The sequence below is a fragment of the Ruegeria sp. THAF33 genome (genome assembly GCF_009363615.1).
GTDB lineage: Bacteria > Pseudomonadota > Alphaproteobacteria > Rhodobacterales > Rhodobacteraceae > Ruegeria.
Genome location: NZ_CP045385.1, coordinates 297,988 through 310,217 on the forward strand (window position 1 = coordinate 297,988; position 12,230 = coordinate 310,217).

12 protein-coding genes are annotated in these 12,230 nt (G+C 59.9%); 9 read left to right on the forward strand and 3 right to left on the reverse strand.

The window, feature by feature from the left end; all coding sequences use genetic code 11:
* Window positions 1–32: 32 nt before the first annotated feature.
* Window positions 33–326: a hypothetical protein gene (locus FIU92_RS18605; RefSeq protein ID WP_152460212.1), complete on the reverse strand. Its 294-nt coding sequence runs from the start codon at window positions 324–326 to the stop codon at window positions 33–35.
* On the opposite strand from FIU92_RS18605, the gene FIU92_RS18610 reads away from it, so the two are divergent.
* Together FIU92_RS18610 and FIU92_RS18615 are read left to right on the forward strand one after the other, a co-directional pair.
* A complete protein-coding gene (locus tag FIU92_RS18610; protein ID WP_152460213.1) occupies window positions 310–528 on the forward strand; it encodes a LysR family transcriptional regulator in 219 nt (72 codons plus the stop codon). The genes FIU92_RS18605 and FIU92_RS18610 overlap by 17 nt on opposite strands.
* A gap of 54 nt (window positions 529–582) precedes the next feature.
* Window positions 583–1,005: a LysR substrate-binding domain-containing protein gene (locus FIU92_RS18615; protein WP_152460214.1), complete on the forward strand. Its 423-nt coding sequence runs from the start codon at window positions 583–585 to the stop codon at window positions 1,003–1,005.
* A gap of 92 nt (window positions 1,006–1,097) precedes the next feature.
* Here the strand turns inward: FIU92_RS18615 and FIU92_RS18620 are convergent, their stop codons facing one another.
* Window positions 1,098–1,799 (reverse strand): GntR family transcriptional regulator, encoded by a 702-nt coding sequence (locus tag FIU92_RS18620; protein ID WP_152460215.1) that lies wholly within the window; start codon window positions 1,797–1,799, stop codon window positions 1,098–1,100.
* A gap of 78 nt (window positions 1,800–1,877) precedes the next feature.
* Window positions 1,878–3,239 carry a formimidoylglutamate deiminase gene (locus tag FIU92_RS18625; RefSeq protein ID WP_152460216.1) on the reverse strand — a complete coding sequence of 454 codons (1,362 nt, stop codon included), beginning with the start codon at window positions 3,237–3,239 and terminating at the stop codon, window positions 1,878–1,880.
* 82 nt (window positions 3,240–3,321) lie between these two features.
* On the opposite strand from FIU92_RS18625, the gene hutI reads away from it, so the two are divergent.
* The 7 genes from hutI (at window position 3,322) to nadC (ending at window position 12,150) form a co-directional block, all read left to right on the forward strand.
* Window positions 3,322–4,533, forward strand: a complete 1,212-nt coding sequence (gene hutI, locus FIU92_RS18630) for an imidazolonepropionase (protein WP_152460217.1) — start codon at window positions 3,322–3,324, stop codon at window positions 4,531–4,533.
* Entirely contained in the window at window positions 4,530–6,068 is a 1,539-nt protein-coding gene (gene hutH / locus FIU92_RS18635; protein WP_152460218.1) for a histidine ammonia-lyase, read from the forward strand. The genes hutI and hutH overlap by 4 nt, the downstream gene beginning before the upstream one ends.
* Window positions 6,065–6,859, forward strand: coding sequence for an N-formylglutamate deformylase (hutG, locus tag FIU92_RS18640; RefSeq protein ID WP_152460219.1), 795 nt, complete (start codon window positions 6,065–6,067; stop codon window positions 6,857–6,859). The genes hutH and hutG overlap by 4 nt, the downstream gene beginning before the upstream one ends.
* The gene (hutU, locus tag FIU92_RS18645) at window positions 6,856–8,538 is read left to right on the forward strand and encodes a urocanate hydratase (protein WP_152460220.1); all 1,683 of its coding nucleotides are present in this window, start codon (window positions 6,856–6,858) and stop codon (window positions 8,536–8,538) included. The genes hutG and hutU overlap by 4 nt, the downstream gene beginning before the upstream one ends.
* Window positions 8,539–8,680: 142 nt before the next feature.
* Window positions 8,681–9,730 (forward strand): quinolinate synthase NadA, encoded by a 1,050-nt coding sequence (nadA, locus tag FIU92_RS18650; RefSeq protein ID WP_152460221.1) that lies wholly within the window; start codon window positions 8,681–8,683, stop codon window positions 9,728–9,730.
* A gap of 6 nt (window positions 9,731–9,736) precedes the next feature.
* Entirely contained in the window at window positions 9,737–11,305 is a 1,569-nt protein-coding gene (locus FIU92_RS18655) for an L-aspartate oxidase (RefSeq protein ID WP_152460222.1), read from the forward strand.
* A complete protein-coding gene (gene nadC, locus FIU92_RS18660; protein WP_152460223.1) occupies window positions 11,302–12,150 on the forward strand; it encodes a carboxylating nicotinate-nucleotide diphosphorylase in 849 nt (282 codons plus the stop codon). Before FIU92_RS18655 ends, nadC begins: the two co-directional genes overlap by 4 nt.
* Window positions 12,151–12,230: the final 80 nt, after the last annotated feature.

The window sequence follows — 12,230 nt, forward strand, 5'->3', positions numbered from 1 at the left end:
ACAGTTTAAAGCTGTAAGTCTTGTAAAACCCTTTACTCGATGAAAGTTCTGGCCAGACCCTCGCTGACAGGCTGCGCCAGATACGCAATCACCGCGCGTTCGCCTGTGTTGACGAACAGGTCTGCGGGCTGGCCGGGGACCAAGTTCAAAGCCGCCCGCCCGACAACGCTCAGTTCGCTGGAACACGAGACTTCTTCGGTCGCCAGATTCTGGGTGATGACTACGGTCGCGTCGCCGGTGGCCTTGCTGTCCGAGGTCGGCCCGGGCTCTTGCTCCGCGTTCAGGCTGCCGCTCAGGGTGACGGTGAGAATGTCACCCTTGGCCAACCAGATCGAAAAGCTTGAACAGGAATTGGGAACCGGTCTGTTCCTGCGCCTCAACAACGAGGTGCGCCCGACACTGTACGGTGCCCGTGTGGTTGAACGGGCTGGGCGCCTTTTGAACGATGCGCAGAAAATCCGTGACACCGCGACCGAGTTCCGCGACCCTGAAACAGTTCCTTTGACCGTCGGAATGCCTCCGACTTAGGCCCCTTATCTGACCGGGTATCTCTCTGAACCCTCCAGCTCGCTGTTTCCGTGGATGCGGGCCACGCTGGTCGAGGATCTGCCTGAAAACATGTTGCGTATGGTCGATGATCACTTGCTGGACATGGCGCTTGCGGCGAAGATCAACAGCAGCGCCACTTTGAATTTCACTTCAATCTGGTCGGAACCATTGTTTCTGGCCCTTCGAAAAGGGCACCCGCTTTGCACCTTGTCATCCATCATCCCAGAGGATGCTCCGCCGTATGATTTCATCCGGCTTACACACTGTTTCGGATACGAACTTGAGGTGAGGCTTCCCAAACAAGATGGATCAAGCCGCATCAGCAAAGGTTTCGACCTGACCACGCTGAGGTTCGAGTCGATCTGCCGCCATATTTGCCGTTCCGACGATTGTACAATTGTCTCTGCCCTGGCCGCTGAACAAAGAGAACCAAATCTCTGCTGCTTCGGAAGCTGAGCGGGCAAAGGTGACTGCCACGACAGTCAGGAAGGTGGGATCGAAGCGATAAGGTTTTGCTCCTATGTCAAAACCTGTTCGGTGCTCTGGCCTCAATACGTGGTGCGCATCTGGTATCCCTGATGGAAAGTCATGCGCACGAAAGTAACCGGATCGCTGCGAAACCATGTCGTGCGTTCTAGCTGAAACAACGGTGTGCCGGGCGGTACCGCCAGAAACTCCTGCAAATGCCCTGTTGCCGGGACGGCAGAGAAGGCAATTTCAGCGTTTGAAAACGGCACCTCGGACAGCAGCCACTCATTCGGCCCGGTGGTCAGGAAATCTTCGTCGAGAACCTGAGGCACGGTGCTGACGTTGATCCAGCGTTCCTCGAACTGGAATGGACGGTTGTCGGCGTGGTGCATACATTGCAGATGGACGACCTGCGCACCTTCCGGGATGTTCAGCTTTGCCTGCAACCACGCGGGGCAATCGATCAGTGTTCGGCTGACCAGAGCATAGCGGTATTCGGCGTTCATTTCTTCGATGGTCTGCCGAACGACAGTGATCGGCAATTTCGCCTGCTTTACCGGTGTGGTCACGACACGCGTGCCACCTTTGCGTTTGCGGGTGACAATTCCCTGTTCGGCAAGTTCCCGCAGCGCCCGATTGACCGTTGCCCGCGCAACACCGAATTCGGCTGCCAGTTCCATCTCGGTGGGCAACAGGCTGCCCTGTGGCCAGACACGGGTTTGAATGCGGTTCACGACTTCGTCCCGAATGTCCTGAAAGCCGAGAGGTTTTTGATCGGTCACGTGGTGTTCATCCAATTAGGTACAAACATATTGCTATTATGAGGCCATTTTTGTCAGCCCGTAAAGGCGGCAGCAAGCTCAAAGCCTCGGCATGAGATCAGCCATGGCCCGCCGATAGCCGGATACGATCCGATCCCGAGCAATATGGCGGCCCCGGCGTACCTGATGGCGGCCAGCCGACCACAGATCGGTCACTACGTGGTCCTTCGCGGCAAAAACCAACCCGTCGAGCAACTGTTCAGGACGCAGGGCACAAAGTGCCGGATCCTGGCTGTCGATGGCAACAAGATCCGCCAGCATCCCTGCTGCGATCTGGCCCGCCGCGCGACCCAGGGCCTGCGCACCGCCCAAAGCCGCATTGCAATACAGTGTCTGTCCTACCGAACCGTCCCCTTCGACCAGGACATTGCGCGACAGGTCTCGCAGGCGTTGGGAATACTCCAGCGTACGCAGTTCCTCTGTCATCGAAACCAACACGTTTGAATCCGACCCGACCCCGAAACGACCACCGGCTTCAAGAAAGACGGCCCCATTGAAAGGGCCATCCCCCAAATTGGCCTCGGTGATCGGGCAAAGCCCCGCGACCGCGCCCGTTGCGGCCATATCGCGGGTTTCCTTTTCCGTCATATGAGTGGCGTGGATGAGGCACCAGCGATGGTTTACCGTTGCATTGCTCAGCAGCCATTCCACCGGGCGGGCGCCCAGACCCTCGTGAACCTGCTCAACTTCCATGGGTTGTTCCGCAATGTGGATATGGACAGGTCCCGTCTTTTTTGCGTCCAGAACCCGGGCAAGATCTTGTGGTGATGTCGCGCGCAAGGAATGTGGTGCAATGCCTATCTGACAGTCATCCGGCAGATCGCCCAGTGCCACTTGCGCTTGCTCGACCAACGCCAGATAGCGGTCTACATCATTGCCAAATCGTTGCTGTCCCGATTCCAACGGTTGCTCGCCGACCCCTGCGTAAGAATAAAGTACGGGCAGATGCGTCAGCCCGATTCCCGTCTCGGCCGCAGCAGCCATGATCCGCTGGGACAGCTCGGCAGGATTGCCATAAGGTGTGCCGTTTGGCTGGTGATGCAGATAATGGAATTCGCCAACCGAGGCGTAACCGGCTTCCTGCATCTCCATATAGACCAGAGCGGCGATCGCCTGCACCTGATCAGGCGTCAGGTGCGCAGTGAATCGATACATCAGTTCCCGCCACGTCCAGAAACTGTCGCGACCGGCCTTTCGATATTCGGTCATACCCGCCATCGCGCGCTGAAATGCGTGGCTGTGCAGATTGGCCAGCGCAGGCAGCAAAGTGTCGACGCAAGTATCGCCCTCTTGCGCCGTCGCGCCCTGTTGCAGCGAAACGATCAGCCCTTGCCTGATTTTTACCCGCAGGCTCGTAGCCCAACCGGTGCTCAATAATGCGCGATTAGCGAAGATAGCCATTTTTTACCTCATTTTATGCATAGACATATAAATGATAGAAATGTACTAGAAAAGCAGGAAATGCACGGAGGGTGCGAGTCACATGCAGACGCAAACGCAGGTTTTGACGGATCTTGACGCCGCAACGATGACCGCAGGCGGCGCGCCATACGGCTTGGTCCCGGATGCCGCGATCGCGTTGCAGGACGGGCGCATCGCATGGGTCGGCCCTGTTGCGGATCTTCCTCCTCGTTTCGCCGACCAGCCAAGGGCTCGAATGGGTGGGCGCCTGGTTACGCCCGCCTTGATCGATTGCCACACCCATGTGGTTCACGGTGGCCATCGCGCCGCAGAATTCGAAATGCGCCTGAACGGCGCAAGCTATGAAGAGGTCGCCCGCGCCGGGGGCGGGATCATCTCGACGGTAAAGGCCACGCGTGCAGCCGGAGTGGAGGAGTTGGTCGCACAGGCATTGCCGCGAGTTGATGCGATGCTGGCCGAAGGGGTATCGGTCATCGAAGTGAAGTCCGGTTACGGATTGGATGACAAGACTGAATTGAACATGTTGCGCGCGGCTCGGGCGTTGCCGGATCATCGTCCCGTCCGCGTTCTGACCAGCTTTTTGGGGGCTCATGCGGTGCCTCGGGACTATGAGGGCAGGGCGTCGGACTACATTCATCAGGTCTGCGTTCCCACGCTTCGCGCCGCTCATGCCGAGGGATTGGTCGATGCGGTCGATGCCTTCTGCGAAGGCATTGCCTTTCAACCCGAAGAGCTGATCCCGCTTTTTGATGTCGCGACAGAGCTTGGCCTGCCGATCAAGATCCACGCCGAACAATTGTCGAATTTGGGCGGCGCAAAACTGGCTGCCGGATACGGCGCCCTGTCGGCAGATCATATTGAGTACCTTGATGAAGCGGGTGTCCTGGATATGGCGCAGGCCGGTACCGTCGGCGTTATTCTGCCGGGGGCGTTCTACACACTGCGCGAAACACAGGCGCCACCGATTGACCTGTTGCGCCAGCACGGTGTGCCCATGGCGCTTGCCACGGATTGCAACCCCGGTTCGGCGCCGATGACCTCGTTGCTGCTTGCGATGAACATGGGCTGCACCCTGTTTCGCATGACGCCAGAAGAGGCCCTGCAAGGCGTGACGGTTCACGCGGCCCGTGCTCTCGGGGTGGCTGACTGCGGTCAGATCTCAGTCGGGCGGCGCGCTGATCTGGCGGTTTGGAATGTCGAACACCCCGCGGAATTGGCCTATCGCATCGGCTTCAACCCTCTTCATACCCGCATATTCGGAGGTATATTTTGACGACCCTCACCCTAACCCCGGGTACCGTTACCCTGTCGCAACTGGAACAGGTTTTTCGCGAAGAACGCGCTGTTCGGTTGGACCCCGCTTGCCGCCCGGCCGTCGAAGAAGCGCACAAGCGCATCGCCGATGCGGCGGCGGGAGAGGCCGCCGTATATGGCGTGAACACAGGGTTCGGGAAACTGGCAAGCGTCAAAATCGCGGCCGAGGACACAGCGACCTTGCAGCGCAACCTGATCCTCAGCCATTGCTGTGGTGTGGGCCCTGCGATCCCGCGCGCCCTTGCCAGATTGATGATGGTTCTGAAATTGCTGAGCCTGGGGCGCGGGGCCTCGGGGGTTCGGCCAGAAGTGATCATCCTGCTGGAAGGGATGTTGTCACAAGGTGTGACCCCGGTGATCCCGGCGCAGGGTTCGGTCGGGGCTTCGGGTGATCTTGCGCCCTTGTCCCACATGGCTGCCGTCATGATGGGCGCTGGTGAGGCCGAGTTTGGCGGCGATGTGATGCCCGGTGACGCTGCGCTGTCCAAAGCGGGTCTGCACCCGATCGAACTGGGCCCCAAAGAAGGGCTGGCGCTGATCAATGGCACCCAGTTTTCGACGGCCTTTGCACTGTCCGGCCTGTTTGGTGCGTGGCAGGCGGCGCAAAGCGCGCTGGTTACCTCGGCGCTGACGACGGATGCGATCATGGGTTCGACCGCCCCGTTGCAACCGGAAATCCACACGTTGCGCGGGCATCGCGGACAGATCGAGGCCGGCGTGACCATGCGGGCGCTGCTGGCCGGGTCGGTCATTCGTGAAAGCCATCGGGATGGCGATACCCGGGTTCAGGACCCGTATTGTATCCGCTGCCAGCCTCAGGTGGTGGGGGCCGCGATGGATGTTCTGAGGCAGGCCGCTACAACGCTGGAAATCGAGGCCAACGCGGCGACGGACAATCCTCTGGTTCTTTCGGAAACCGGCCTGATCGTTTCGGGCGGGAATTTTCACGCCGAACCCGTTGGGTTTGCCGCAGACATGATTGCGCTTGCCGTGGCCGAGATCGGAGCAATTGCGCAACGCCGCATCGCGTTGATCGTCGATCCGGCGCTCAGCTTTGATCTGCCGCCTTTTCTGACGCCCAATCCGGGCCTGAATTCGGGCTATATGATCGCTGAGGTGACGACCGCCGCACTGATGAGCGAAAACAAGCATCTGGCCAATCCATGCGTGACGGACTCGACGCCCACATCGGCCAATCAGGAAGATCACGTTTCGATGGCGGCCCATGGCGCGCGGCGATTGGGGCAGATGGTTGCCAATCTGGAACGCATTCTGGGTGTCGAACTGCTGTGTGCCACACAAGGGGTCGAGTTCCGCGCGCCGCTGCCTACGAGCGAAACGTTGCAGGCCGTGATGGCACGGCTGCGTGCCGTGGTGCCGGCCTTGGGGGACGATCGCTATATGGCACCCGAGATCGAAGCAGCCTCGGCCCTGATTGCCAGTGGTGAGATTGCCCGTGGCACGGGCATCGCCATGCCGGAACTTGGCGCATGAGCGGCCCGGTCGAGATTTCGCGCGGTGACGGTCCGATCGTGCTGGGTCTGCCGCATACCGGCACCCATGTTCCGGCCACGATCGAGGCCAAGTTGAATGCGCGGGGTCAAGCTCTAGCAGATACGGATTGGCATGTTCATACCTTGTATGAAGGACTTCTGCCCAGTGCGACCACGGTTCGGGCGATCTTCCACCGATATGTGATCGACGCCAACCGGGACCCGACGGGCGTGTCGCTTTATCCCGGCCAGAACACGACCTCTCTTGTGCCGCTGACGGATTTTGACGGCCAGGGCATTTGGGACATCCCGCCTTCGGAAAAGGATATCCTCGAACGACGGGAAGCTTTTCATGCACCGTATCATGCCGCCCTGAAGGCCGAGCTGGAACGCGTGAAGGCGGCGCATGGGGTTGCGGTGCTGTATGATTGCCACTCGATCCGCAGCCATATTCCTTTTCTGTTCGAAGGTACTCTGCCCGATATGAGCATCGGCACGAACAATGGGGCGACCTGCGCGCCGGAAATCGAAGCCATAGCGCATGAATTCGCGGCGTCCTCGCCCTGTACGGCTGTTCTGAATGGGCGGTTCAAGGGCGGATGGACAACGCGCCATTATGGGCGCCCCTCGGAAGGGGTTCACGCGATCCAGATGGAGCTGGCTCAGTCGACCTACCTGAAAGCTGAAGCGCCGCCCTGGGCTTTTGACACCGACAAAGCCGACCGCCTGCGCCGGTGGCTCAAAGACATTCTTGACGCTATCCATGACACTGCATTGGAGCTTGCCGGATGACCGATCCTCGCAAAAATACCCGTGACATCTATCCCCCGACAGGGCCCGAACTGAACGCCAAAAGCTGGATGACCGAAGCCCCGATGCGGATGCTGATGAACAATCTGCACCCTGATGTGGCCGAGAATCCGCATGAGCTGGTTGTCTATGGCGGCATCGGCCGCGCCGCGCGGACATGGAAAGATTTTGATACCATCGTTGCTAGCCTCAAGGACCTGGAGGAAGATGAAACGCTGGTGGTGCAATCCGGCAAACCGGTCGCCATCGTTCGGACGCATGCCGATGCACCTCGGGTGCTGATCGCGAACTCGAACCTCGTGCCGCATTGGGCCAACTGGGACCACTTCAACGAGCTCGATAAGAAGGGCCTGATGATGTACGGCCAGATGACGGCCGGTTCGTGGATCTATATCGGGACGCAAGGCATCGTTCAGGGCACCTACGAAACCTTCGCCGAGGCGGGACGCCAACACTATGACGGGGACCTGAACGGCAAGTGGATTCTGACTGGCGGTTTGGGCGGCATGGGTGGTGCGCAACCTCTGGCGGCGGTCTTTGCAGGGGCGTGTTGCCTGGCTGTCGAGTGCAATCCAGACAGCATCGATTTCCGCCTGCGTACCAAGTATCTCGACGAAAAGGCCGAGTCGCTGGACGAAGCGCTGGAAATGATCGACCGCTGGACCAGGGCGGGCGAGGCGAAATCGGTCGGTTTGCTGGGCAATGCGGCCGAGATTTTCCCCGAAATCTACCGGCGGATGCAGGCGGGCGGGATGCGCCCTGACATCGTGACCGACCAGACCAGCGCCCATGATCCGGTCAACGGCTATCTGCCATTGGGCTGGGGCATGGCGCAGTGGAAAGACAAGAGGGAAAGCGACCCCAAGGCCGTGGAAAAGGCAGCCCGAGCGTCGATGAAGCAACACGTGGCCGCCATGGTCGATTTCTGGAACGCGGGTGTGCCAACCCTGGACTATGGCAACAACATCCGGCAGGTGGCGCAGGACGAAGGTTTAGAAAACGCTTTTGCCTTTCCCGGTTTCGTGCCCGCCTATATCCGCCCGTTGTTCTGCCGCGGCATTGGCCCGTTCCGCTGGTGTGCGCTGTCGGGTGATCCCGAGGATATCTACAAAACTGACGCAAAGATGAAGGAACTGTTCCCCGAAAACACCCATCTGCACAACTGGCTAGACATGGCGCAGGAGCGCATCGCCTTTCAGGGCCTTCCCGCGCGCATCTGCTGGATCGGGCTGGGCGACCGCCACAAGGCTGGGCTGGCATTCAACGAGATGGTCAAATCCGGAGAACTGAAGGCGCCGGTCGTCATCGGTCGTGACCACCTCGACAGCGGCTCGGTCGCGTCGCCGAACCGTGAAACTGAGGCGATGAAGGACGGCTCGGACGCGGTGTCGGATTGGCCGCTGCTGAATGCGCTGGTCAATACCGCCTCGGGCGCGACATGGGTCTCGCTGCACCACGGAGGCGGCGTTGGCATGGGTTTCAGCCAACATGCGGGTGTCGTGATTTGTGCCGACGGAACCGATGCAGCGGCCAGACGTCTCGAACGGGTTCTGTGGAACGATCCGGCTTCTGGCGTCTGGCGTCACGCAGATGCGGGTTATGAGGATGCCAAGGCCTGCGCACGTGAACACGGGCTGCGTCTGCCGGGGATTCTGGGCTGATTTGCCATTCATCTTTGAATTTGTCTGCATGGCTTAGCGCTAACGTCTCATTTTCCGGTTTCGAACCGGGGATGTTTCCGCTAGGGCTAAGCCGTTAAGCAGCCCGCCAGGCTAACGACAACTGACAAAGGTGGCTCGCCCGTTGCTCGATATTGCACAAGTCCGCACTGTTCTTTCGGACGTCTATGACCTCGCCCCATCGGCCACGTTGGCCAATGAGATGAAAGACACGTTTGCCCGTATGGATCGTGTGATCAGCCCGCCGGATTGGGCGATCTATGCGCCCTATGTGCGGGCGATCAACGCGCTCAAGAAAGAGCGTAACGCCGTGATCCTTGGGCACAATTACATGACACCGGAAATCTATCATGGTGTGTCCGATTTCGTGGGTGACAGCCTGCAACTGGCGATCAAGGCCAGCGAGGTGGAAGAGGATGTGATCGTTCAGGCCGGGGTTCATTTCATGGCCGAGACATCGAAAATTCTGAGCCCCGGGAAAACGGTTCTGATGCCCGACATGGATGCGGGCTGTTCTTTGGCAGAATCGATTACTGCCGAAGGAATCGACGAAATGCGGGCCAAATACCCCGGCGCGCCGGTTGTGTCTTACGTGAACACCACTGCCGAGGTCAAAGCGGCCTCGGATATCTGTTGCACCTCGTCGAATGCCTTGCAGATCGTGAATGCGATGGAGAGCGACACGGTCATCATGACGCCGGATCAGTATCTGGCTCAAAACGTGGCCAATGAAAGCCACAAGAACGTGGTGTTCTGGCCCGGTTCCTGCATCGTGCATGAACAATACACCGCACAGGACCTGCGCGACTTCCGGGAATGGAACCCCGGAACGCGCCTGATTGCGCACCCGGAATGCCCGCCGGATGTGGTGGCCGAGGCGGATTATTCCGGTTCGACCAGCGGGATCATCAAATATGTGCATGATGAGAAACCCGAAAAGGCGATGCTGATCACCGAATGTTCGATGGCGTCGAACATCGCGGATGAACTGCCCGAGGTCGATTTCGTAGGGCCGTGCAATATGTGCCCGTACATGAAGAAGATCACGCTGGAAAAGATCCTCTATGCGTTGCACACGATGGACGGCCAGGTCGAGGTCGCTGAAGACGTGGCAGAAAAGGCCCGCAAATCTGTTCAGGCGATGATTGATCTGTCCCGCAAGCTCGGCATCTGATCGGCAATGACCGACATCACCACGGATCGCGTCGTTATTGTCGGGGCCGGGATCGGCGCGCTTTATGCTGCGCTGAAACTGGCGCCGCGCCCGGTGGTGGTCATCTCGCCTGATCCTTTGGGCGAAGGTGCAAGTTCGGCATGGGCGCAGGGTGGCGTGGCGGCGGCGATGGACCTGGCCGACAGCCCGGAAAGCCACGCCGTTGACACCGTCAATGCCGGGGCAGGCACCGTCGAGCCTGACGTTGCGGATTTGGTGACGCGAGAGGCGCGGGACTATATTCTGGACCTGACCACTTTGGGCACACCATTTGATCGCACCGAGGGTGGCGGGTATGTCCTGTCCCGAGAAGCCGCGCACAGTTTTGCCCGTGTCGTGCGGGTAAAGGGCGATCAGGCCGGCAGTGAAATCATGGCCGCCCTGATCGAGCGAGTGCGCGAAACTCCGTCGGTGCAGGTGTTGGAAGGGGTCCTTGCCGTTGCGCTGGAAGTGACGGATGGGCGCGTGTTGGGCGTGGTTTTGCAGGATGCCTCGGAAAACGGATCCGCGCCTGTGACGCTTCGTGCGCCTGCCGTATTGTTGGCGGGCGGCGGTTCTGGCGGGCTTTATGCCCTGACGACCAATCCGGCCCGCATCCGGGGGCAGGTCATCGGAATGGCCGCACGGGCGGGGGCGCTGATCGCCGATGCCGAATTCGTGCAGTTCCACCCCACGGCCATGGACGTGGGCGAAGATCCGGCCCCGCTGGCGACCGAGGCCCTGCGCGGAGAAGGGGCAATACTGATAAACAAGCACGGCGAGCGTTTCATGCAGGCCGTTCACCCTGATGCCGAGCTTGCCCCGCGCGACGTCGTGGCCCGAGCGATTTTTGCCGAGGTACAGGCCGGCAACCGCCCGATGCTGGACACCCGCAAGGCTTTGGGCGCGCAAATCAACGAACTTTTCCCGGCGGTTGCCGCATATTGCGCGCGCAACGGAATCGACCCGGTCCGGGATGCGATCCCGGTCGCTCCGGCAGCGCATTACCACATGGGCGGGATTGCCACAGGCACTGATGGCCGCGCGACGCTGGATCGGTTGTGGGTGTGCGGCGAGGCGTCTTCGACCGGCCTTCACGGCGCCAACCGGCTGGCCTCGAACGGTTTGCTCGAAGCGTTGGTGTTTGCACGCATCTGTGCCCAGGACATTGCGCGTTCGTTACCGGACACTTCCGCGTCGGAACCTGTGGCCCTTCGATTTGATCAAGCTGACATCCCTGATACGTCCGATGCGGTCAGTATGTTGCGCACGACCATGTCGCGCGATGTTGGCGTTGTCCGGGACCGCGCCGGGTTATGCCGGGCATTGCGCAGGATTGCCACGCTCGAAGAGCAGTATGGCACATGCCCGTCCTTCAGAAACATGTGTGCCACAGCAACCTTGATCGCCGCAGCGGCATTGCAGCGCGAAGAAAGCCGCGGCGCGCATGAGCGATCCGACTTTCCGGAAACTGCCGATGGCCCCGGCAAACGATCCCGGATGTATCTTAGCGACGCGCTGCACATTCGCGCCGAAGCCTGCAAGGAAATATCATGAGTTTTGCGACCCTGCCCGATCTGATCCTCGAACCCGTCATCCGCGCGGCGCTGATGGAGGATCTGGGAGCATACGGTGATGTGACCACCCGCGCCGTGATCCCACCGAACGCGACCTATACGGCCCGGCTGAATGCGCGTGAGGATGCCGTCGTTTCGGGCATGCAGGTGGCGACGATTGCGTTCCGGCTGGTCGACCCGACGCTTGAGGTTGAGGTGCATGTCAAGGATGGCCAGCCTTGTCGGCGCGGCGACACGCTGATGACCATCAAAGGTTCTGCGGCCTCGATCCTGTCGGGTGAGCGGGTCGCGCTGAATTTTGCCGGTCGTCTGACCGGTATTGCCACAAAAACTGCCAGCTTTGTTCAGCAGACAAAGGGCACGAATGCCCGCATGACCTGTACCCGCAAAACCACGCCCGGACTTCGCATCGTCGAAAAACAGGCCGTGCTGCATGGCGGCGGTTTCAATCATCGCTACTCTTTGTCCGACGCGATCCTGATCAAGGACAACCACATCGCCGCCGCCGGGGGTGTGCGTCAGGTTCTTGAGGCCGCCAAAGCGCAAGCCAGCCACATGATGGCCGTCGAGATCGAAGTCGATCGACTGGACCAGCTGGCCGAAGTCCTCAGGATTGGCGGCGCGTCCGTCGTATTGCTGGACAACATGGATGACGAGATGCTGCGCGAAGCGGTTGCCATGGTGGACGGGCGGATGAAGACCGAAGCCAGCGGTAATGTGACGTTGGATCGGGTTGCATCAATTGCGGCGGCTGGGGTCGATTACATCTCGTCCGGGGCGCTGACGCATTCCGCCCGAACCGTTGATCTGGGTCTTGATTTCTGAAAAATTTCTGAAAAGCGCGGCATTTCCGCTTGATTTGGGATCGTTTGCGCCAACACGGTTGCGCCTTCAGGTTTTATCGA

Excerpts from the sequence above, each read along its gene's own strand:
- FIU92_RS18610 (WP_152460213.1), top strand. The coding sequence starts at position 310 with ATGTCACCCTTGGCCAACCAGATCGAAAAGCTTGAACAGGAATTGGGA.
- FIU92_RS18615 (WP_152460214.1), top strand. The coding sequence starts at position 583 with ATGCGGGCCACGCTGGTCGAGGATCTGCCTGAAAACATGTTGCGTATG.
- FIU92_RS18625 (WP_152460216.1), bottom strand. The coding sequence starts at position 3,239 with ATGGCTATCTTCGCTAATCGCGCATTATTGAGCACCGGTTGGGCTACG.
- hutI (WP_152460217.1), top strand. The coding sequence starts at position 3,322 with ATGCAGACGCAAACGCAGGTTTTGACGGATCTTGACGCCGCAACGATG.
- hutG (WP_152460219.1), top strand. The coding sequence starts at position 6,065 with ATGAGCGGCCCGGTCGAGATTTCGCGCGGTGACGGTCCGATCGTGCTG.
- hutU (WP_152460220.1), top strand. The coding sequence starts at position 6,856 with ATGACCGATCCTCGCAAAAATACCCGTGACATCTATCCCCCGACAGGG.
- FIU92_RS18655 (WP_152460222.1), top strand. The coding sequence starts at position 9,737 with ATGACCGACATCACCACGGATCGCGTCGTTATTGTCGGGGCCGGGATC.
- nadC (WP_152460223.1), top strand. The coding sequence starts at position 11,302 with ATGAGTTTTGCGACCCTGCCCGATCTGATCCTCGAACCCGTCATCCGC.